General features: G+C 56.4%; 14 protein-coding genes and 3 pseudogenes. 5 read left to right on the top strand and 12 right to left on the bottom strand.

Annotated features, from left to right (window positions below; translation table 11 throughout):
• The first annotated feature begins 4 nt into the window (after nt 1-4).
• The 5 genes from IPP03_04710 to IPP03_04690 all read left to right on the top strand — a co-directional run bounded on the left by IPP03_04710 (nt 5) and on the right by IPP03_04690 (nt 8,630).
• Nucleotides 5-2,098 carry a nucleotide-binding protein gene (locus IPP03_04710; protein ID MBL0351993.1) on the top strand — a complete coding sequence of 698 codons (2,094 nt, stop codon included), beginning with the start codon at nt 5-7 and terminating at the stop codon, nt 2,096-2,098.
• Nucleotides 2,099-2,137: 39 nt separating this feature from the next.
• Entirely contained in the window at nt 2,138-2,881 is a 744-nt protein-coding gene (locus IPP03_04705) for an FkbM family methyltransferase (protein MBL0351992.1), read from the top strand.
• Nucleotides 2,882-2,987: 106 nt separating this feature from the next.
• A complete protein-coding gene (locus IPP03_04700) occupies nt 2,988-5,270 on the top strand; it encodes a VCBS repeat-containing protein (GenBank protein ID MBL0351991.1) in 2,283 nt (760 codons plus the stop codon).
• Nucleotides 5,271-5,480: 210 nt separating this feature from the next.
• The gene (locus tag IPP03_04695) at nt 5,481-6,656 is read left to right on the top strand and encodes a glycosyltransferase (GenBank protein ID MBL0351990.1); all 1,176 of its coding nucleotides are present in this window, start codon (nt 5,481-5,483) and stop codon (nt 6,654-6,656) included.
• Between the two features lie 498 nt (nt 6,657-7,154).
• Nucleotides 7,155-8,630: an oligosaccharide flippase family protein gene (locus tag IPP03_04690; protein MBL0351989.1), complete on the top strand. Its 1,476-nt coding sequence runs from the start codon at nt 7,155-7,157 to the stop codon at nt 8,628-8,630.
• Nucleotides 8,631-8,977: 347 nt separating this feature from the next.
• Here the strand turns inward: IPP03_04690 and IPP03_04685 are convergent.
• The 12 genes and pseudogenes from IPP03_04685 to IPP03_04630 all read right to left on the bottom strand — a co-directional run bounded on the left by IPP03_04685 (nt 8,978) and on the right by IPP03_04630 (nt 23,139).
• Nucleotides 8,978-9,301, bottom strand: a pseudogene (locus IPP03_04685) (DDE-type integrase/transposase/recombinase).
• Nucleotides 9,302-9,438: 137 nt separating this feature from the next.
• A pseudogene (locus IPP03_04680) lies at nt 9,439-10,566 on the bottom strand (IS3 family transposase).
• 92 nt (nt 10,567-10,658) lie between these two features.
• Nucleotides 10,659-11,096, bottom strand: a pseudogene (locus IPP03_04675) (IS3 family transposase).
• 281 nt (nt 11,097-11,377) lie between these two features.
• Nucleotides 11,378-12,328, bottom strand: a complete 951-nt coding sequence (locus IPP03_04670; GenBank protein MBL0351988.1) for a polysaccharide deacetylase family protein — start codon at nt 12,326-12,328, stop codon at nt 11,378-11,380.
• Nucleotides 12,329-12,330: 2 nt separating this feature from the next.
• Nucleotides 12,331-13,623, bottom strand: a complete 1,293-nt coding sequence (locus IPP03_04665) for a putative O-glycosylation ligase, exosortase A system-associated (protein MBL0351987.1) — start codon at nt 13,621-13,623, stop codon at nt 12,331-12,333.
• 3 nt (nt 13,624-13,626) lie between these two features.
• Complete coding sequence (locus IPP03_04660; protein ID MBL0351986.1) at nt 13,627-14,979, bottom strand: phenylacetate--CoA ligase family protein; 1,353 nt, start codon at nt 14,977-14,979, stop codon at nt 13,627-13,629.
• 10 nt (nt 14,980-14,989) lie between these two features.
• Nucleotides 14,990-16,024, bottom strand: a complete 1,035-nt coding sequence (locus IPP03_04655) for a glycosyltransferase family 4 protein (protein ID MBL0351985.1) — start codon at nt 16,022-16,024, stop codon at nt 14,990-14,992.
• A gap of 57 nt (nt 16,025-16,081) precedes the next feature.
• Nucleotides 16,082-17,296, bottom strand: a complete 1,215-nt coding sequence (locus IPP03_04650; GenBank protein ID MBL0351984.1) for a glycosyltransferase, exosortase A system-associated — start codon at nt 17,294-17,296, stop codon at nt 16,082-16,084.
• Nucleotides 17,296-19,203 (bottom strand): amidotransferase 1, exosortase A system-associated, encoded by a 1,908-nt coding sequence (locus tag IPP03_04645; protein ID MBL0351983.1) that lies wholly within the window; start codon nt 19,201-19,203, stop codon nt 17,296-17,298. Before IPP03_04645 ends, IPP03_04650 begins: the two co-directional genes overlap by 1 nt.
• A 23-nt stretch (nt 19,204-19,226) precedes the next feature.
• Nucleotides 19,227-20,384 (bottom strand): TIGR03088 family PEP-CTERM/XrtA system glycosyltransferase, encoded by a 1,158-nt coding sequence (locus IPP03_04640; protein ID MBL0351982.1) that lies wholly within the window; start codon nt 20,382-20,384, stop codon nt 19,227-19,229.
• Nucleotides 20,381-21,928 (bottom strand): exosortase A, encoded by a 1,548-nt coding sequence (xrtA, locus tag IPP03_04635; protein ID MBL0351981.1) that lies wholly within the window; start codon nt 21,926-21,928, stop codon nt 20,381-20,383. The genes IPP03_04640 and xrtA overlap by 4 nt, the downstream gene beginning before the upstream one ends.
• Nucleotides 21,928-23,139 (bottom strand): TIGR03087 family PEP-CTERM/XrtA system glycosyltransferase, encoded by a 1,212-nt coding sequence (locus IPP03_04630; GenBank protein MBL0351980.1) that lies wholly within the window; start codon nt 23,137-23,139, stop codon nt 21,928-21,930. The genes xrtA and IPP03_04630 overlap by 1 nt, the downstream gene beginning before the upstream one ends.
• Nucleotides 23,140-23,145: the final 6 nt, after the last annotated feature.

Below are 23,145 nucleotides of genomic sequence, written 5' to 3'. Positions count from 1 at the left end.
GAAAATGGGTGCGGTCCCCGAAGGCCCCGCGCCCTTGGTCAGTGATGACTTTGACGACAACCTGGCCACTGGGAAGGTGGTGGGCTCCATCGGCGCGAGTGGCTTACTACGCAAAGGCGTTGATCGTGAAGGGGTCATCAGCATTGACAACGGCGCCCTGCGCATCCAGCCGTTGCTGACCCCCGGCTGGGGGCGTGCGGGTATCGCTTATGGACCCTATCGACGGCAGAATGGTCTGGCTCTGGCGGTTTTCATGCTCAACGGTCACAACACAGCACAATCTGAAAGTCTTACAGAAACCTTCCGTGATCGTTTTGACCGCTGGCTGGTTGGCGCTGAGGTGCATCGCCGCCGACAACGTCTCGTGCAGTGGCTGCGCAGCAAACGCAAGAGCCGCATGTTGCGGCAGTGGCGTTGGTGGTGGCAGACGAGAAAAGGCGCGAAACCCGTGGTCCGGATTGACGAGAATCTCGCGCTGGGCTGGTTTGGTAGTGAGGTACCCGGAGATCCTTTGGCTGAGGGTAACAGTCTGGTAATGCACGCCACTGGGCCCGAAAACGGAGAACTGTGGGCCAGAGTTGGTGACCAAATCTTACCTGCCGTGGGCGGTGTGCAGAATTTGCCCGTCTACTATGTCGTAGTGCTACGCGAACAGGGCGCCGTCTACTACGCTGCCTCGGTGAACGGGGCGAACGGATTCGGCACCTACCCCGGACTGCGACCGATTGCGATAGACCCTTTCAATAAAGTACCTAGCGTTCACGCCGGTCTGTTCCAGGCTACGCTTGGCCAGATCGGGTTTCGGCTCGACACCCGCGTTTATGGAATGCGGGTTGCTGAAGTTCCGGGATGGTCAAGCTGGTATGGAAGTGCGCATGCGGCAGACATGCTTGATGGCAATGGGGGACTGGCCGATTCCCTGAGCGAGGTCGGCGGCCGCTGGCATCAGGTCAGCGGTCGTTTCGAGAGAACGGCCAGTGGCATAGAAGCTTCAGACGCGACGAGTCTGGTGCTGCTCCCGCTTGCTGCACCCACCGGGTTGGTCCACGTTGTTGTCGAATGTGCGGAGCACCCCTCACAGGCAGTCGGCTTGATCTGGCGTTGTGCCGATGTAGACAACTACTGGCAGTTGACCGTAACCACCACTGGATGCGAGTTGGCCATTCGAGAGCAAGGCCAATGGACCCGTATCGCGAGAGATGACAGCGTGCGACTGATACCCAAGTCGATGCACTCACTGCAGGTTCTCGACGATGGCCGTTGCATCGGCCTTCATCTGAATGGCAAGCTGCTATTCGATACGCGCTTTGACGACGAAAGGCTGAAAACGGCTGCTGGCGTAGGTCTTACCATATTCGACGCGATCAGCGGCCTTCGGTTGAGCCGGTTCGAGGCTCACGCGCGCACCTGCCCGCTGCCGCCAGTTCTCGACCAGGGCGCGCCCTGGTGGCGCCTCGGGCAGAAGATCGCCATTACCGAGACCTTTGAAGGGATAGCGCGTGACCTGATAGACAAACCGACAACGACCGGCGGCAAGACGTGGCAGCGAACGATCGGCGATGGACACCTCGATGTCACTGGAACCAGTTCTGCAAAAGTCCGCGCAGACGCCATGCACCCAAACCCGGGCAGACTCGCCTACACCGTCGATTGGGAATACCCGGAATTCGCCGACCTTGAAGTTGAGATCACACCACCTGGCTCCATGCGGGGGCAGCGCGAGCACGGGCGGGCGGGCTTGGTGTTTTGGCAAGACGATTCGAACTACATATTGATTAACAACTGGCTTAATGATAGCTATGGTGGTGCCTCGGTGTCTTGTTTCTCCTGCCTGGACGGCTTTGAGGATATCTATGACGCGGTGTGGAGTAATGTCGGTGCCGGTATTCGTTGGGGCGACAGCCATCGGCTCCGGATTGCCTTTGACGGAATGCACTTGATGGCGTTGCTCGACGATGAGCCCGTTCTGTATCGCGCCTTGACAGATATCTACTCTGATGCCAGCCGCCTTCTGATTCGTCGGGTCGGTTTGATCGCCAACTGGGAGTGGGGAAATGACACGGGAAGTACATTCCACAAGTTCTGCGCTCGAGTTTGACCAAGCAACATCATGGGATTGCTCGCTTCACTTGCACGCATGTTCGGACGGCAGCAGTGGCCCGGTGCCAGCACAATTCAGGTAGGCGTCGGTGCCGGACTGCGATTCAATCATGCAACATCAAATCCGGACTATGCTTACGGATCCAACGAGCTACCGGTTCAACAGGTCCTTGCGCAGTACCTCGCGAGAGATGCTGTGTTCTACGACGTTGGCGCCAATGTTGGATTTTTGACCGTGATCGGTGCGCGCCTTGTCGGTCCCCGGGGCATCGTCTACGCGTTTGAGCCTGTACCCGATAACGCCGCCTTTGTCCGAAGTAATGCCGCGGCGAACGGGTTCATGAATGTGGAGGTTATTGAGAAGGCGGTAACCAGCCATAGCGGCAGCGCTGAGCTTGCTCTTGCGACCTATTCCGGAGGTGCGGTCCTTTCGGAATTTGCTACGCCACCTGATGCGGCTGGCATGTTGCGGGTGGACTTGGCGAGTATCGACGATCTTGTCGAGCGCTCAGGACTGAAACCGCCCTCATTCGTGAAGATCGACGTTGAAGGCGCCGAACTGAGTGTCCTCCAGGGAATGGAGCGTACGGCCGCGCGCCACCGCCCAATGATTCTGTACGAGCTTGACGATGCCGAGTCCGAACCGTTGCAGCGTAAGCAGGCCGAATGCGAGCAATGGCTGCTCGCGCGCGGCTATCGGGTTGCTGAGTTGCCAGTGTCATATGCGGGCATCGACTGGCTGGTGAAGCACTTCCTTGCTACACCGATCGAACCTGGTTGATGGTGCCGGACATCATGGGGGTGATCCTGATCTTGACTTCTTGGTTCCAGAACACCATGATCGGGTACCTGTCCACCGATCTCGTTGAGAACCGATTCAGTCTGGTATGAAACAATCCTTGCAACTGCTTTTTTGTCTGTTTGTCGCGAGCATCGCGATGACGGCATATTGTGCCGGTGAGGACTTGTCGCGGGGTTCAAGTGTGGGAGCACCTGGTCGCAAATCAGCGCCAACGTCGAGCATTGCAATTCCCGCTTTTACACGCCAAGTGGTCGATGCGAGCAACTCGGGAGACTGCAAGGCGCTGGGCGACATCAACGGAGACGGCAAGCCCGATTTGATCGTGGGTGGGGCAACGCTGGTGTGGTATCGCAATCCTGACTGGCAGAAGTTCACCATTGCCACGGCCAGTAACGAATTCACCACCGACTGTCAGGTGAAGGACATCAACAATGACGGCAGGTTGGACATCGTCACGGCGGACGGCAACGGTGCCAACAATGTCATCTGGTTCGAAAACCTGGGCGCCGGCAAGCGCTTGATGAATTGGGGAGCCTCTGGTGGCGTTGGATGGGTCCGACACGTGATAGGCACACACGGCAACTGGGCGCACGACGTTGAGGTGGGCGACTTCGATGGTGACGGTCGGCCCGATGTACTCACCCATGGCCATGGAACCCATATCTGGTACCAGAATGGGCCCGATGCGTGGGTTGACCGCAACCTCAGTTCAATCGACAAGACCAAGGAGGGGGTTGGAATCGGCGACGTGGATGGTGATGGACGCATCGACTACGTGCAGGGCGGATGGTGGTTTAAGAATCCAGGCGGCAGGACCAGTGCCTGGACGCAGTACCAATTCGCCCCGGGGTATGACGGTGGTAGCTTCACGGCCGCTGTGGGCGATCTAAACAGGGATGGGAGGCCCGATGTGGTGCTGGCGGAACAGCATAGCCGCAGGGAACTGGCCTGGTACAGTGCGCCGGCAGATCCGCGCCGGGGTGGTTGGACCAAGAACGTGCTGGCATCCGACATTGGCGCGCACAAGCTGAACATTGTCGACCTCAATGGCGACGGCCGCCCCGACCTCGTGGTGGGACTGGAACTGGCGGAGTTGCGCATCTACATCAGCGGCGGCGGGGCATCGCCCACATTCACCAAGAAGACGCTCAACAACACCGGTTGCCACAACGCCCGCGTCGGTGACGTCAACGGTGACGGCAGCGTTGACATTTTGTGTGCCAACTTTATCAGCCATCCACCGGTTGAACTCTGGCTCAACCAGCCGCCCTCCTCGATGGCCCTGAATAAATGGCGGTACATCAACGTCGACTCGGCGCGCGCAAAGATGGCCACCGGATATCCGGCGTTCGGCCTGGCCTTCGGCGACATCAATCGCGACGGGCGGGTCGACATCGTGTCCGGGAAGTATTTCTACCGCAACCCGGGCGGTGACCTGACCGGCGCATGGGCGCGCAGCACGTTCCCGGTCGATGCGGATGCCATGCTGGTGCTTGACGTCGATGGGGACGGCCAGTTAGACGTGATCGCCCAAGCCTTGCCGAACATCTATTGGTTCAAGCCTAACACCGATGGCAGCCAGTGGACAGCACGTAGCGTGGCGAGCCTGACGCCCACCGAACACACCAACAGCCAAGGCTATCGGCTCGCACGCATCGTGGCCGGTAGCCCTCGGCCCGAGATCGTGTTCACCACGGGTGACGGCGTGTGGTACCTGCGCATTCCGGACAGTCCCGTAACAGGCACTTGGCCCAGCGTCAAGATTGCATCGGGTACGACGGAAGACGTGCTGGCGGTGGGTGACATCGATGGCGATGGGCTCGATGACATCGTGGCCTCTGACATAGTGAACGGCAAGACGATCTACTGGTATCAGAATCCGGGCACCGGCGCCGGCAACTGGAGCCGTCGCACGGTGGGCGACGTCACTGACTGGGCCGACCGGGTCGAGTTGGTTGACATCAGCGGCGATGGCCACCGCGATATCGTGGTGTCGGTGGAGAATGGCAAAGCAACCGGTGCGGTGACATACTGGTTCCAGTCCCCCCAGTATCCGAGGACCCAGGCGTGGACAAGACGCTCGATTGCGACCCAGGGTTCAACCAACTCCATGAGTGCTGCCGACATGGATGGCGACGGAACGATTGAGGTGGTCACCGGTGAGCACAAGGGCCAGTTGCGGGTGCGCATCTGGAAGTCCGGCGATGGAGGTCGGACTTGGACCGATACCGTGGTGGACGCCGGCAAGGAAAGCCATCTAGGCGCACGACTGGTGGACCTCAACGGTGACGGCACACTCGATATCGTCAGCATCGCCTATGACGCATTCCAGAATCTGCATCTCTGGCGCAACGATGCCATGCGTTAGTCAGATGTATCTCCCCACCAAACAGGCAGAGACTTGGCGGGCCACCTACGGACTCAGGATGATCAGCAGGGCCTGATCAGTAGTGCGATCTTCATTGGTGCAGAAACGGGTGGAATGTAATTAATACATCTGGGAAGGGGGAAATTGTCTTATTCGCATACTCTAAATCACGACCCCGCCAATTCGCCCTTGCTTTCTGACATCGGAGTCTTGGCGCTGATCCCCGATGAATGGGAAGGGGTCTGGCAGGTTCGTCACCAAGTGCTTTCGAGGTTGTCAAAGTATTTTCATGTGACCTGGGTTACACCGGCCCAGGAGTGGCGAAAGGCATGGCATTGGTGGGGGGCACCACTCCCGGGTTCTTTGCCGGTACGACCGACCCCTGAAAACATGATGGTGTACCGGCCAGGGAAATTACTTCCCAAACTTTACAAGCCACATCTCCTGGCTTCCTTCTTGGACCGGAAGCGCTTGGCACAAGCCGTAAAACTCTTGCATGATCGCGGATGTCGAAAAATCATCCTGTATCTCTGGCGTCCGGGCTTTCAAACTGCACTCGATCAGGTAAAGCATGACCTAAGCTGCTATCACATTGATGACGAATACAGCTTTTCAGAAATCGAACAGCCGGTATCCGAGGACGAACGGCGCCTCATCTCTCGTGTCGGTCAGGTGTTCATTCATAGTCCTGCATTACTCAACAAGAAGGGATCGCTCAATTCCCACACTACGTTTGTGCCAAATGGTGTTGACTTTCTAGCTCACGCAGTGCCACGATCAGAGCCAGAAGACCTTAAGGCCATTCATCATCCCCGCGTTGGTTATATTGGCGTCATAAAAAGCCAGTTGGATTTTGATTTGCTGGTATCACTGGCCAGCCGGCATCAGAACTGGTCATTTGTACTCGTCGGACCGCGCAATCGCCTGAACGAGCATGATACCCAACTCGCCGAACGCCTCTCACAAATGGCGAACGTCTATTTTCTGGGTGGGAAACCGGTTGAAGTCTTGCCCGCCTATATGCAACATATGGACGTGTGCATCATGTGTTACCGGATAGATGGTTATACAAAATACATCTACCCAGTGAAATTGCATGAATACCTTGCGACCGGCCGTCCCGTTATTGGTGCGCCGATCGATTCCTTACGGGCATTTTCGGAAGTCGTCACGCTGGCGCAGTCGACTGATGAGTGGTCAGCAGCCTTGTCGGCCAGTTTGCAAAGTGACGCGAACGCAAAGGAGAGGCTTGATGCGCGGCAAATGGTTGCGCGCAGGCACGACTGGGAATTTTTGGTTCAATTGATCGCTTCCACCATGTGTTCGCGTCTTGGAGAGACCTACCACGACCGGTTCGAACATATTGTTCGCCAGTCTGTTTGCTGAAAGGAAGGTTCAGTCCGTGCTTATCCGGTTGACGTCCAAGCCAAGCGAATGCCCCAATTGCAGGTCGTATTTGCGGCAAAACCGATACCGTGGCCGTTTGATGGCGTCAAGCAATGGGGCCGCCCCCCACTTTACTCATAAGAACAGGCGGCCATTTATCACATGGGGGCTAATCGGATACGCACGGTCAATTCTTCAGGCCAGTAAGTGTAACGCGAAAATTCTGGCCAAAATCTTCGGATCCCTGCCGGCCGACATACCATTTCCTGGGTTGACCGTTTCCCAGGGCGACACGGCAGGCGTCTTGCGCGCAACCCGGTCAAATGACTTGGTAGGTATTGATTCTGTGGATGAGATCGTCCGATCATTGTCGGTGCCGAAGCGCGATTGGCGTCAAGGAGAAACTTCTCTCACTCAAACAACGGCAGAGCGAGCGGTATCCCGGCGCGGGCGCTCGCAGACGTTGGCGAGTTTGCTGGAAAAAGCGGTTTCTGCGCAATGCGAAGCAGTCTGTTCGCCCTTGGCATCATGACGACCCGCAGAGCACTCGTCTTTTCTTTTCTGGATCGCTATGCGAGTTTGTTGATCGCGGTGGCGTCTTCCATGGTAATTGCCAGGCTGCTTACGCCCGCCGAGATTGGTGTGTTTTCGATCACCATGGTGCTCCTCATGTTCGTGTCCGCTGTGCGAGATATGGGTGCAGGCCAATACTTGATTCAGGAAAAAGATCTCACTACTGAGCGCCTTAGGGCTGTTTGGGCCGTCCAGTTGGGTCTTGGCCTTGCGCTGGCGTGTTTGGTGTTGTTGGCCAGTTATCCCGTCGCGATTTTCTACGACGAGCCGCGCATGCGCGACATCATGCTGGTGGTGGCGTTGAACTACGCAGTCAACCCGTTTGGCTCAATAACCTACGCCTGGCTGATGCGGGAAATGCGTTTTGAAAGTATCGCCATTATGCGCTTCTCGGCAAGCCTCAGCGGGGCGCTCGTGTCAATCTGGCTGGCCTGGAATGACTATGGTCCGATCAGTCTGGCTTTCGGCTTGCTGGCTTCTACTCTGGTCAATGCCTTGTCGGCGATTTATTTCCGGCCAAAGTCCTTTCCGTGGCTGCCGGGGGTGAGCGAAATCAGGTGTGTGCTGAGTTTTGGCTCGCAACTTACCGCCAGTTCAGTGATCGATACGCTTATCGCAGGCGCGCCAGAACTTTTGCTCGGCAAGTTGCAGAGCCTTAGCGACGTGGGTCTGTATTCTCGGTCCAATGGTCTGGTAGAGATGTTTAACAGGCTTTTTTCGGATGCCGTGGCTGCCGTGTGCCTGCCCTGGTTTGCCGAGAAATCGCGGGAGCAAGGGAGTTTGACGGACCCCTTTCTCAAAGCTACGGCATACCTTACGGGTATTGGGTGGCCTTTTTGTCTCGCCGTTATTTGCTTGGCCCACCCTATTGTGCTGGTTCTGTATGGCAATCAGTGGGACCAAGCCGTGGATTTGACGCGCCTACTGGCGCTAGCCGCATTTTTCAGTGTACCAGTTATTTTGTGCCGCACCATGCTGTTATCGTCCGGTGCAGTCACCGAAATCGTCCGTGTGACTGTTTTCATTGCGCTTCAGACGGTGGTGTTGGCAGCAATCGGCGCCTCGCATGGTCTTATGGCGCTGGGCCTTTCCATGATCGTGGTGGCAGTGGTGCGTACTATACTCTGGCTGCGCGCAACGTCCGCACACCTTGGTGTCCCAATGCTCGGCATATTGCGCACATTTCGCTTGAGCGCTGCGGTTGCAGTGGTTTCGGCAATTGGACCGATAGTCGCCCTGATAGTCTTTGGACCCTACCCCCAGTCCCTAGTATTCCCACTATTGATTGGGGGCTTCGGTGGTTTGGCCGGATTCGTTTTCGCCGTGATGTTTTTTCATCACCCACTGAGGGTTGAAATTTTGTCACTCTGGACAAAGCTCAAGGGCGTGGTTAACTATTGATCGCGTTCGGCACGCGTCAAGGTAGTTGTACCCCTGCGTCAGGATAGTTGTCCCTTTGGTCTGATTTAGACTTCAGACCAGAACAGCAGGGGCGAGGAAGAGGACGACGTGAGATATCCAAAGGAACTGAAGCAGAAAGTATTGTCGCGAATGATGGCACCGGGGAATGATGCGGCGGTCAAGGGTTTTCGGACAGTCGGATAACGGCGCGCGTCAAGATAGTTGTCGCCTCGGTCATGCAGCCAATGGCGGAATAAGCTTGTCTTCCAGATGCGCGTTGGCGATGCAATCGCGTTCTGGATTGAGGGTGAGCTTCCCTCTGTATTTCGTCTGCCAAAGGGTGGATTTCATGCTACCAGTTTTTGCTGATGTTGCTCACTGAGCCAGTTTTCAAGGAACTGAATTGGTGATTGGTAACCGAGCGTCGAGTGCTGTCGTTTCCGGTTGTAAAACACCTCAATGTACTCGAAGCTGGTGGCCTTCATGTCGGCGTGACTGGCGTAGCGAATGCCATGCACCCACTCGTTTTTGAAGCTGTTGAACCAGCTTTCCGTCGGCGCGTTATCCCAGCAGTTTCCTTTGCGACTCATCGAGCAGATCATGCCGTAAGCCCTGAGCTTGTCCTGAAACGCATGGCTGGCGTACTGGCTACCTCGGTCCGAGTGGTGCATCAAAGAGCTGGCCCCGTTTGTTTGGACAGTTTTTCCACGGAGATAGGTGGAGCCCTGCGGGGTAGCGTTATCCACGGTGACGGCGGCCGAAGGTCCCTTTAGACCGTAGGCTGACGGCGCGGTGGGTAACGCGGTGATCATGCTGTGAACGTCTCTTTTGGCAGGTTCTGGCAGTAGAACGCATCCGGCGTTTTACCGTCAAGGGTTTGATGCGGTCGGCGGGTGTTGTAGAAATCCAGATAGCGCCCCAGGTTGGCCTTGGCATCGGCCACTGTGTCGTATGCCTTGAGATAGACCTCCTCGTACTTGACGCTTTTCCAGAGTCGTTCGACAAAGACGTTGTCACGCCAGCAGCCCTTGCCATCCATGCTGATCCGGATTCCGTTATCCTTCAGCAGCCCGGTGAAATCGCTGCTGGTGAACTGGCTACCCTGATCGGTGTTGAAGATATCCGGCTTGCCGAAATGCGAGATGGCTTCGCTGACCGCCTCCAGACAGAAATCCGTGGTCAGCGTGTTGGAGAGCCGCCAGGAGAGGACTTTCCGGCTGCACCAGTCGATGACGGCGACCAGATAGACGAAGCCCCGGCGCATCGGAATGTACGTGATGTCGGTGGCCCAAACCTGATTCGGGCGGACGATGACCAGGTCCCTGAGCAGGTAGGGATGGATCAGGTGGGCATCATGCCGTTTGGAGAGGTTCGGCTTCCGATAGAGCGCTTCAACGCCCATCTTCCGCATCAATGTCCGCACATGCTTGCGGCCGATCGGATGGCCTTCCAGGCGCAGTAGATCGCGCAGCATCCGGCTGCCGGCGAAAGGATGTTCCAGATGCAACTCATCGATGCGGCGCATCAGCGCCAGATCGGCGGACGAGACAGGTTCCGGGGTGTAGTAGGCGGTCGACCGCGCCAGTCGCAAGACTTTGCATTGCTGGACAACGGGCAGGGTATGGGTGCGGTCAATCATCGTCTTGCGCTCAGCAGTCCCGCCTTGGTGAGCGCGCCTTCTAAAAAATCATTCTCCAGACTCAGGCGACCAATCTTTGCTTCCATGGCCAGAATGTCCGGGCCTTTCTCCCTGGCGGCCGTGTCGCCAAACACGACTGACGAACGCTCCATCAACTGTGTCTTCCAGTCGGTAATCTGGTTGGGGAACATCGAACTGCTGCGCCATCTCGGCCAACGTCTTGTCGCCCTTGATGGCGGCAATCGCCACCTTCGCCTTAAACTCCGGCGAGTGATTCCGCCGCTTCCTTCTCGTCATGCTCTTGCTCCTCATTTCGGCCACTATGCGGCCTGCAATTGAGCAAGGCTATCACTTATCCCACTGTCTGAATTTCTGGGGCCGGCTCTCAATCCCGCTGCAGGACGCTTGCGGAACCAGGCCATGGTCAGCGCATCCGTCACGATATCTGCCGTCATGCGCGGCTTCAGCGACCAGCCCACGACTTCGCGGTTGAACAGGTCGAGCACGATGGCCAGATACGCCCCGAAGGAAGTCCCCTTGTGGGACAGCCAGCCTTCGTCGGTCCACAGGTAGGTAATATCAGACGTCCAGAGCTGATTCGGGGCCGCTGGTGTGAAGTTTCTGTCGAGCAAATTGTCAGCAACTGGCAAGCCGTGCTTCGAGTCTGTGGTGACCTTGTAGCGCCGCTTGTGGCGGGCATGAATGCTGTTTTCACGCATCAGCCGTTCAACCCGCCCCTTGCTGGCTGGGAAGCCCCGGCTCCGCAGCTCTCGGACCATGCGCGGACTGCCGTAGGCGCCCCTGATCTCAGCATGAATGGCACGAACCCCCTGCACGGCACCGCGCACACCGGAGAGCAGAAAGGCAATCAGCTCGGGAAAGGGCAAATCACGCTGGCGCGTGAAATGCCGGGGATCGCGGCGAGCCGCTTCGCGAAAGGCTGGGCTCTGAATGAAGTCAGCAAGCCGGGAAAGCACATCGACATATTTAGGCCGTCATATTTAACCTATAAATATCAATATGTTACGAAACATATTATAACCCGTATCGAACACTTTCCGGCATCGACTAGAAAATATGCATAAGTGCTAAGTCACGAGGATTGACTTCAAACCTCAGCACCAATCCGAATAAAATTTCTCGTCATTTGCATCGCAAATCTTATACGGGTTTTACTCCACGGCGTAAAGCGTCGAAGTTGGAATAGATCGCTTTTTGTATCCGTAACCCCCCAAGCGGTTGATGCCGCTGCTGAAAACCCGAGTTCTCGGACAAGTGCCGGGTGCTCTATTGAGTAATCGATTCCGGGTTTTCCGTTGGGGTAGGCAAATAAATTTACATTCTCACCGAGCAAGGCTTCCAGCATATTTTTGCTCGATATGATTTCATTCTGTGCAGTCTTGATATCCGTTCGAGCGAGAATGGGATGCGAGACGGTATGGGCACCAATTTGCATGCCAGCGTTCCTCAATTTCCGAACTTGCGCCGAGGACATCATCAAATCATTGGGAGGCTTGATTTGAGTAGCTTCGGCGATTTTTTCGGTTCGATCGAGACGCTCTGCTACCGATAAATATTTGATCTGGCTGATCAGGTTTTCTATTACACTCCTTTTTCGTTCCGGGTTAGCGACCTCGTGGCAGCCCATCTTGAGTTTCTCTAGGTCAAGAACCGGCATAGGACACTTGCGGATTGATTCAATAATTGTGTCATTCCACATTCGGCCACCATCGAGAAATCCGGTGGCAATGAAGAAGGTGGCTGGCAGGCCATGTTTTTGCAGGATCGGTAGTGCAACATCATGGTTGTCGGCATATCCGTCGTCAAAAGTGATGGCAGCCGCCCGGGCAGGCAATTTGCCGGTTTTCAAGGCGTCGACCGCAACATCCAGCGGTATCACGTTAAACCATGAATTTATCCAGCCCATCATTTCATCGAAGCGGGCGGCATCAGGTTCGTCCGGGAAAATGGGGTCGGGCGAGGCAAGAACACGGTGAAAAATAAGAATCGTCAGCCGGTTTGACGAAAGCAGATGAAAGGCGGCTTGAATTGGCGTCATGATCAAGCTGTCGATTTTTGGGTCAGACGGGGCACAAGTGCACGTTGCTCAACTTCTTCCAACCATGCTTTTCGATCCAACCAGCGGCGTGCAAGGACGACTATCACCATGATGTTGTATGGGAGATCAAAGTAGGCGAGACTGAGAAATGCACCACCTACTGCGTAGCCGATCAGACTGACTTGGCACATGGCACCTAATTCGGCAGTCCATTTGCTTTCGGGTTGGCGGGTTCCTTCTACCTTGAGTTTTCCAGCTTCGCGCCAGACCAGCCGCAAGAGCAGGAGGAAAAGGAAGAGTCCGACGAAGCCATGTTCGCCGAGGATTTGAAAATAGATGCTGTGGGCTACGTGTACATCGTTTGGAACAGGGGCATAGCGTGAGAAGTTTGCGAGATTGTAAATATCGAAACCGCCGCCGAAGAATTGGTCTTTGGCCAGATTCCAGGCCATCCACCAAGCATTGATCCGGCCCATGGCCGATGCATCGCTTTGATACTCATTGATTGTGTCCATCCGGGCAAACCATTGCTCCGGCATGAAGATCATTGTAGCGAATCCAAGAATAATCATGCCGGCGAGAATCCCCGGCTTTCTTCCGTCATACCACCAGAATGAGATACCCATGGCGATGATGGCAAGGAAGGCGCCGCGCGAATGACTGCCAATGGCAGCAAAAATACAAAGCGCGATTATTGCCATCATGCCGCGTCTGCCCCACCGTTGTGATAATTGGAGTTGGAGGAATCTCAATAACGGAACCGTGATGATGACAGCCAATGCAAATTCATTATTATCTTCAATGAAGGATCCGGGCGGTCCCCAAACCCGATAATTGCCTCCTGTGGCCAGTGTAAAGAAGCCGCCCTTGGCACCAAGGATTGCGATTGAGCCCGCCGTAACCCAAGTCAGTGCAAGGATGTGTTTCTTGGTAAAAAGCAACGCCAACGAAATCAGGATCATGAAGTCAATCTTCATGACTTTTTTCCATTGTTCCCAATTGTTTTCAAGGTTAAAACTAAAAATTGAAGACAGGCTCATCCAGAACATGAATAACAACAGAACCGTAACTGGTGACCCCTTGAGTGGCGACTCTTTTTCCTTGGTGAACAACAAGCCCAGCAAAGTTGCGCCAACAGCCGCCGCGGCCAAAGGCGCTGAGTAGGCAAAGCCGTAGGTGTAACGGTGTGGATTCATAATACTCAACCAAGTCCACAATAAGACACCGATCCACGGTCGTTTGAGGGCGACAAGGCATCCCGCTACGACTATTCCAACAAGGAGTAGATCACGCATGTCTTACTTCTGCTCGATGCGGCTGATTACGTAACGATATTTACCGGACTTCTCAGGCGGGATGTTCTCCACAGTTTGCACCTTGATTTCGGCTGATGAACCTAAACGTTGTTTGAATCCTTCGATGATTTTCCCAATCATTTCGCTTTGGAATTCCGGGCCAATTACCAAGAGTACGTTGGTTAACTGGCGTGATTCCTGAATTACCTTGAATGATCTTACGCCAGGAAGGTCACGCAAAATGTAGATAAGTGCCAGTCCATGCATGACCGTGCCATCAGTGGCAATGACGAAGTCCGTGCTTCTTCCCTGAATTTCCTTAAGGAGCGGCAAGCCACGGCCGCAAGCACATTTTTCGGTACTCAAACTGCCGACATCGCCGGTTCGATAGCGAATGAATGGGAAGTCAGATGTGGCAAGGTGAGTCACGACGATTTCGCCAGCGATTCCCGTTGGCTGGATGCTTCCATTTTCGTCGATGATTTCGACAATAATGTCTTCAGCGGTAATGTGCATGCCGCCCGCCGGGCATTCGTGAGCGATGAAGCCGGCATCACGCCCACCGTAGCCATTGGCGACCGGGCAGGCGAATGCACTTGAGATGGCTTCGCGCTGATGGTCATAGAGTCGTTCAGAAGTACAAAAAACCACTTTGATGCCCAAGTCGTTGAGTGCAATTCCCCGCTTTTTGGCATGGGCAGCAATATGGCTGATGGCAGATGGGTAGCCGAAAAGCATTTTCGGATGGCGCTCGCGGATTCGGGCGACGAACTGATTCAGGTTGGCTTCATTCATCTGAAAAGCTGGCATGAGTTCGGTACGCATGAGTTTGTCACGGATGCCGCGAACTCTGTCCTGCGTGCCCAATTCGATAGGTGAGCCCCAGACGACAATTTCGGGGTCGCCGATGTCTACATCCCACCAGCGGGTAGCGCGCCACTTGGCAGCAACATCGTGGCTGACACGTTCGGTACCAATGAAGAAAATCAGTGGTTCTCCGGAAGATCCACCGGTATTGAAACGGGCCAGACCTTGTGCGATGTCTGACTTCATCCGATCGCCTTCTGTACGGATGATTGCCTTGGTTAGAAGCGGCAATTTTTGGAGGTCGGCGAGTGAATTGATTTCTTCGGGTTTAAAGCCTAGGCCTGCAAAGCAATCACGGTAGTAGGGGACGTGTTTTTTAACCTTGACGAGCATGCTGCGTAAGCGCTCAAGACGGTACTTTTCAAGCCTATCGGACGACCACCACTGTGAATCGTCCATTACTTTGCGAATGACTAGTGTGTCGTGCTTCTTCAGTTTTTCCTGTATTGGGAACAGGATGTTGGCAACTAGCCCGGTGTAGAGTCCCATTCTGATCTCCTCAGGCTGGCAAACATGTGAGGTGGCGTACCTTGCCATAGACCTCAGAGAGGATTGGCCATACTTTTTGCCAAGTGAACTGTTGTACTTCCATCAGGCCGTTATCGATCAACCTGTCTGACAGGGCAGCATCATCCATCAGTCTGAGTATGGCTTTAGCCATTGCATCTGGTGATTTGGGGGAAACCAGCAGGGCTGTTTGCTCATCTTTGACGATATATGGGACGCCGCCGACGTTTGTACTGACGACGGGAACACCACTGGCCAGTGCTTCCAGCACAGAATTGGGCATGTTGTCGACGAGGCTGGGGTTGATGGCGATATCTGCTGTTCGATAGGCTCGTGCCATTGCGTTCCTGTCCAGTCGACCGGTAAATATAACTGCTCTGCCAAGGCCAAGGCTTTCGGCCAGTACGGCAAGCGATTCAGCCAATGGTCCGGAACCGGCAATCGTCAGCGTGGCATCGGGATAGCTGCGGTGGACGATGGAAAAGGCCCGAATTGCTGTTTCGTTATCGTAAATGGGTTCAAGGTTTCTTGAGACTAGTAGGTGGCGCCTGGTAGCACGGTGCGGTGCTGAATTGTTGAAGCGAGCGACATCAATGATATTAGGGACGACCGAAGCGGGCATGCTAAAACGCGCAAATACCGCTTTCAGGAAGTCCGATGGAACAATGAGCGCTGCTGTCTGGCGCATGGAAACGCGAACGGATCGGGCCGATTTGGCGAGGAAGGTGTCCGCTTCGCCGCCACGATAATTGACCACTACGGGGACTTGACGGAGCTTTGCTATCCAGATGGCGGGTACGGCAAAGAGGTGCCAGGACCAGCCTGAGTTGGCCATGATATGGATGACATCGAAGCGCCCGGCTATTTGCCAAAGAGTGTAGAGGTAGGGTGTCAGACGGAAAAAGGCTCTGATGAGTGGAAAATTGGAGACCCATTGCGGACGATATGCTGCATTCGTCTGGACAAGCGAAACGGAGATCCCTTCACTACGGAGAAGTTCGGCAAGTTGTTGCGTTTGATTGGCCATACCGCCATAGGGCGGGGGTAAAGGGCCGATCAGGCCAATGTGCAACGAGCTATCCACTTAGATGTCCGTTTTCTTCAATAGTAGTGAATAGGGATTGCGGTAGTTCGCAACGCTGTTGCGCCAGTTGCGGACATTTTCGACGAACTGGCGACCGTTGGCTTTGAGTTCTGACCAGTGTTGCTGATTGTTGAGCAGTTCGACGATGGCTTGTACCAATGTCTGCCGATCTCCAGCCTTGAAGAGGATACCGGTCTTGTTGTGTTCGACGAGCTCCTTATGGCCGCCGACGTCCGAAGCGACAAAAAGTTGGCCTTGGGCCATCGCCTCCAGCGGCTTCAAGGGGGTGACGAGTTCAGTGAGACGCATCGGGTGGCGCGGGTAGGCGAGGACGTTGATCAGGTCATAGTAGCGATTGACGTCCTGGTGCGGCACGCGGCCGGTAAAGACCACCACATCTTTGAGGCCGAGTTTCTCTGCTTGTTGGCGGAGGGTTGCTTCTTGTGGGCCGCCGCCCACTAGGAGGACGCGAATGTCAGGCATTTGTTCAATGATGGCGGGGAGGGCTTCGAGTAGCAGATCGAGGCCTTCGTAAGCATAGAAGGAGCCGATAAAGCCGATCACTGTTTTGCCGGTCAGTCCCCATTTTTGCTGCAGTTCCGGGTCGGGTGGGCTGGCCAGGTTGAAGGATGCAATATCGACGGCATTGGGAATAACGGTGACTTTGCCGGCTGGAATGCCGCGCGCCACGATGTCGGCGCGCAAGCCTTCACAGATGGTGAAGACGTGGTCGACTTGCTGGATGGCACGGGTTTCGAGCATGCGCGTGGCGCGGTAGCGCAGGCTGTCTTCGTTAGTAGTGCCGTGGTCGACCGCCGCATCTTCCCAAAATGCGCGGATTTCATAAACGACAGGGATGCCGAGTTTGCGCGCCACCTTGATGGCCGGGAACGCATTGAGCACAGGGGAGTGGGCGTGAATGATGTCGGGACGGATTTCGCGGGCGACTTCTTCAAGCCGTGTCTCCAGTTGCTTCATCAGGGCAAGTTCCTTGCCGAGCGGCAACTTGGCCAGTACGCTGGTTGCCACCGGGGTACGATAGAAGCGCAGGCCATCGACTTCTTCAACGGAGGTCGATGTTTCACCTTGCTTGGGCGAGGTCAGGTGAAAGGTTTCCCAGCCGAGGGCGCGCTGCTCGCGTAATAGTGCGGCGGTACGGAAGGTGTAACCGCTGTGCAGGGGGATCGAATGGTCGAGAACGTGGAGGACGCGAATCATGCGGGTTCGCCTTGTTCCATGACGTTGCGCAGGAAGGCTTCGAACATCAGCAGCGCCCAGATCGAGGCGCTGTAGTCGCGGCTACCGTTATTGTGGGCGTCGACAAGATGTTGGAGGTAACCACGATTGAACCAACCGGTATCGCCCAGGCGGCGGCCAAGGAGAGCGTCTTGAACGCGCCTTTTAAGCGGGCCGCGGAACCAGCGGGCGAGGGGTGCCGAGAAACCCATTTTCGGGCGATAGAGCACATCGTTGGGGAGGTAGGGCTCCATCGATTTTTTGAGCAGGTATTTCGTTTCCTGGCCACGGATTTTATGGGAGGAATTCAGCGTGGCCAGCCATTCGACCAGTTCGTGGTCCATCAGTGGTTCGCGGACTTCGAGTGAATGCGCCATGCTGGCACGGTCGACCTTGGTATTGATGTCGCCGACAAGGTAGGTCTTCAGGTCGAGATACTGGATCAACGCCAGCGAGTCATCAGTCTTGGCCTTGGCAGCATGCTGATTGAAGACCTCGATCGCATCGTAGTCACCGAGAGCTGATTTGAATGCCGAGCTGAATAACTGGTTGCGCATCGGGGCGCGCAGGATGGAAACGGAGTGGAAGTAGGCTTCCACCGAGCTACGAGCAATGCCTTCGAAAGTTGTCTTGGCGCGGAAGATCCGCGGCGCCCAGTCGGCCTTGGGGTAGAGCTTGCCCAAGGAACCAAAGAGTGGGCGGCGCAATGTCAGCGGTAGGGCCGAGCGCATTTTCTCTTCCATCAGGTGCAGCTTGTAACGTCGATAACCACCAAAACTTTCATCGCCGCCATCGCCGGAAAGGGCAACGGTCACATGCTTGCGCGCCAGTTGGCAAACCCGGTAGGTGGGAATCGCCGAGCTGTCGGCATAGGGTTCGTCATAAAGCCTAGCCAGGGTGTCGATGAGGTCGAAGTCGTCGCTTTCGACCATGTCGAGGTAGTGATTGGTCTGGTAGCGGTCAGCTACCATTTGGGCGAATTCGGATTCGTTGAAAGCAGGGTCGGAAAAGCCGATGGAACAGGTGTTGACCGCAGCAGTCGATAGCCCGGCCATCATGGCGACAACGGCGCTGGAATCGACGCCGCCGGAAAGAAAGGCGCCGAGGGGAACTTCCGAGATCATCCTCAGGCGAATCGATTCTTCGAGGCGGTGGGTCAGTTCGGCGCAGGCGTCGGCGTCACTGATCAGGTTGTCGAGGGTGAAGCGGACATCCCAGTATTCGCGGGGTTCGCCGACTGGTAGGCCGCGGCGCAGCAGCAGAGTGTGGGCGGGTGGTAGTTTTCTGGCTTGTTTGAAGATGGCGCGCGGCTCGGCGACATAACCGAGGGCGAAATATTCTTCGACGGCGCAGGGGTCGATTTCGCGCTTCAGACCACCGTGGGCGAGGAGTGATTTGAGTTCGGAGCCAAAGAGGAAAGTGCCGTCGTCGAGCAATGCGTAAAACAGGGGTTTGACGCCGAGGCGATCACGTGCGAGGAAGAGCGTATCGCGGTTGCGATCCCAGAGGGCAAAGGCGAACATGCCGCGGAAGCGGTCGACGCATTTTTCGCCCCAGGATTCCCAGGCGTGGACGATGACTTCGGTATCGCTGCGGGTGTGAAAGATATGGCCAAGGGCCTGGAGTTCGGGGATGAGTGCCTGATAGTTGTAGATTTCGCCGTTGAAGACGACGCAGACGCTTTGATCTTCGTTGTAGAGCGGTTGCTGCCCGGTTGACAGGTCGATGATCGAGAGGCGACGGTGGCCGAGCCCGATACCGGGTTCGACATGTAAGCCACCTTCGTCAGGCCCGCGGTGAAACTGCGATTCGTTCATGCGATGGAGTACCGCACGATCAATGTCGTGTCTTCCTCGGGTGTCGAATATTCCAGTGATGCCGCACATGTGCTGTTGTTTCCTGTTTCCGCTTATGCCGCCATGGCGGAGCGGCCCAACAATTTGTCATAGGTGCCGAGGTAGGCGGCCACCATCGCGTTCATGCTGAATTTTTCTTCCACGCGCTGACGACCGAGTTGCCCCATACGCCAGGCACGATCGGGATTGTTGGCGAGTTGAATAATCTGCCGGGCCAACGCCTCCGAATCGCCTGCTGTTACGAGCTGGCCTGTGATGCCGGCTGAAACGAGATCAGCATTGCCTCCGACATCGGTGGCAATCACTGGCAAGCCTGAAGCCATCGCTTCGAGGATGGTGTTGGAGATGCCCTCGGCCAGCGAAGGCAGAACGAAACAGTCCAGTCCACCCATGATCGCCGGGACGTCATGACGCTCTCCGGGCAACCAGGCAAGATCGCGAACACCCGCCGCCACGAGCAGTTGTTCGCATTCCGCGTGCAATGGGCCGCCACCGATCAAGAGCAGACGCAGGAGGGGACGGAGGTCGTGGTCGATTTCCAGAGCGCGGATGAAGGCCCGCACCAGCATGGGCTGATCCTTCACCGTCTGCATGCGGCCAACTGTGCCGACAATCCAGTGATCGTTGCGCGAGAACGGGCAGCCGGGTAGGAAATAATCGAGTCCGGCGGGATGAAAGCGATCGGTATCGACGCCGTTGTATACCTGTAGCACTATGTCTTCCGGAACCTTGATTTGGGTGGTGAGATATTCGCGGAGATCTTGTGACAGCGCCAGGTAATAATTCACGAACGGCCGATAGAAACGTCGAACGCGCTGATAGGTGATGTTCGATCCGTCAAGGTCTTCTACGTCGCGCCCGTGTTCGCCATGAATGCGGACCGGAACGCCGGCTGCCCACGCTGGTAACTGGGCTTCAAGAGCGGCCAGGTTGCGACTGTGAACGATGGCCGGGCGGAGGCGACGGAAGAGGGCGAACAACTTGGGGAAAAGCCAGATGCCATGGCCGGGCGCCTTGTTCAGCGAGATGAACTCGACATCGTCGCGCTGGATGCGGTGGCGGAAGTCGGTGACCACCGTCAAGGCGATTACGGCATGGCGATAGCGGTCGGCCGGCAGGTGGTTGATGAGATTGACGATGCCGTTCTCGAGACCGCCGGTGTCGAAGCGGTACATGACGTGGGCGACAAGTGGGCGCGGGTCATTGATCATCGGGCTGCGCGGGTGGCATCGAGCATCTGATTGATCGGCCCGATTGCCTGCATGGCGAAGGCGGAAAGAGCGTCCGTAGCGGATTCCCGGGGAGCGTAGAGCATGATCACCGCCGAATCATCGCCTCGACCACTTAGGCGCGAGAATGCGGTCAGCAGTTTCGCCTCGATGTCAGATGCCGTGAGCTTGCCGTTGATCCAGTACCACTGCCAGACAACGAGATGGCTGGCAGTGATGTCCTTGCTCGACAGTTCCGCGGTCCGAATGCTTGCCGGCATACCGTCCAGATTGACCTCGGCACGATTCCGGGAGACGACCGACCAGACGGGGTCGTTGCTCATGGCCAGCACATTGGTTGACGTGACCAGCTTCCGTTGATAATTCTGATTGCGGTAGTAGCCCACATACAAGCCAACCATCTTGTCTTCCCGGGAATAGGCTGCTTGCCGCTCAACTGAAGCATTGGCATAGACAGGCTTCCAGTTCGTGAAGGGTAAGGTGTCGTTCCATCCCGCCGGGAGCGCGAGTGTGGCGAGGTTCGGGGCGGCCGTTCCGTCAGTCTTGTCGATCACGACAAAGGCCAGCGGACCGGCGGCGGCCAGGAGCGCGATGACGACGGTCACCATCCATGCCCTGCCGGCGGGCGCGCGGAAGGGGGGCGTCACGTTTGGCTCCGGCACCGCTGCCGGCAGCGGCTTGGCAGTCGGTGGCGCTTCGCTCCAGCGGGCGCCGATGATGAACATAATCGTGATGACGATCCCAAAAAACAGCCATCCATAGATCAGGTGATCGACACCGGCCGCCAGTTTGTTACCGGAGAGGTGGCCTAGCATGACGATCATGTAGGCACGCAGCCAGTTGGCGATAACCGGGACGATGATTGATGCCCCGATGAAGATGAGTCTTCGGCGAAGGGACACGTAGTTCAGGTAAGCGAAGAGAGTGCCAACCGTGACCGAGGCGATGACGTAGCGGATTCCGCTGCAGGCTTCGACCACCGACCAGTTGCCCGAGGGGATGATGAACTGCATGCCTTCCTGATATGCGGGAATGCCGGTTGCCCGCAGTGCAAGGACGGTGAACCACGCGGTCCACTCCATCAGCGTGGGGGTCATGAAGTCGCCTACCGGAACACATAACAGGAGAAACGCAAGAGGGAAAGCAATCCGGCGACTGATCCGGAAGCCCAATGTGGAAACGATGACGAGCAGCAGGGTGAGGATAAAGGTGAACTGAGTCAGCGCGTTGACTGCGGTCAGTTCTCCCATCAGCCACAAGATCGCGGTTGCAAGAACCGGAAAAATGAGCCAGAGCGTCGGTTCAGGGCGCAGAAGAGCCAATTCGTGACGTTTGCGCCAGATCAGCCAGAGACTTATCGGTGGCACGACGAAAGCATGGGCGTAGGTGTCGGCGCGAGCCCAGATTGCGACCATGGCTAGCGCCGTATCGCGATACCAGAAGAGTATCCAGACGATCAAACCGAATAGCAAAGGCAGAACCTGCGCCCAGGACACCGAATAGCGCCTGGGACTTCCCTGTTCCATCATGGTTCGCGAGGAGACGGCGCCGGAAGATAGGGGTCGATAGCCTTCATGTGGGCTTCCCAGGTGTAGCGCTCGACAACCCGCTGCCGCGCTGCCTTGCCCAATACGGTTGCCGCTTCGGGGGCTTCGAGCACTTGACTGATGGCAGCAATGTATCCCTCCGGGCTGGTGGCTGTCAGCAATTCTTTCCCCGCGACAGCGTCGACCGCGGCAGCGCAGTCGGCGGACGCGATGACCGGTCTGCTCATGGCCATGGCTTCCAGGATCTTGTTCTGGATGCCGCGGGCGATGCGCAAGGGTGCAACGACTGCAGCGGCATACTGAAGATACGGCCGCACATCGTCGACCGTGCCGGTAACCACGATGCGGTCCGTTGCCAGCGCCAGCACCGCCGCTGCCGGGCTGCGGCCGACGACATAAAAGCGCGCTGCGGGCCAGCGCTGCAGAAGGCCGGGGAGCACGTCTGAAGCGAACCATGTTGCCGCATCGACATTCGGCAAGTAATCCATGGCGCCGGTGAAAACCACCGAAATTTCGTCGGAAGGGAAGGGAGAAGAACGCGTGTCGTCTACGGAGAAATAGTCCGCATCGACACCGTTTCCCATCATTTGCAAGCGCACCCGGCATTCAGGCGCCATCTGGGTAAACAGCGCGACCTCCTTGTCCGTTGCGAAGAAGGAGCGGGACACCCGAGCAGCCATCCGCCGTTCGTATTCGAGCAGCAGTCTACCCTCGCGGCGGTAAAGCCAGGACAACGGCCAGTAATGTTGCGGTGCGTACTGAGTCCACTTGGCAGAGTCGACATCGACGAAATCGATGATTGCGGGAATCCGCGGTTGCCCTTCGAGGTATTGGGCCATCGCCGAGGAGAAGATGACGGCGGTCTGAATGCGGTGCCGTTGGCAGGTTTCTTTGACCCAGTTGCGGAGCGCGGAACTGCGGTAGTAGCCCAAGGTAAGTGCCTCGCCCGCAAGCAGGCTGCTCAGACTGCGAATCCTGGCGAGGCGGGGATTGAGCCTGGCGACATGAAGGTCAGAGCACAGCGTGCGCACTTTGGCGATGTGCGGTTCGTCATCCGGATCGTCGATGAATGTGCCGAGAAAGACTCGGTGTTGTCTGGACAGATGTTTCAGCAGGTTATACGAGCGCACCTTGTCGCCCTTGTTGGGCGGATAAGGCAGGCGATGAACGAGATAGAGGATATTGGCCATCTTCGC

It is taken from the genome of Candidatus Dechloromonas phosphoritropha (genome assembly GCA_016722705.1).
GTDB lineage: Bacteria > Pseudomonadota > Gammaproteobacteria > Burkholderiales > Rhodocyclaceae > Azonexus > Azonexus phosphoritrophus.
This window is presented reverse-complemented; position numbering and strand designations above follow the sequence as displayed.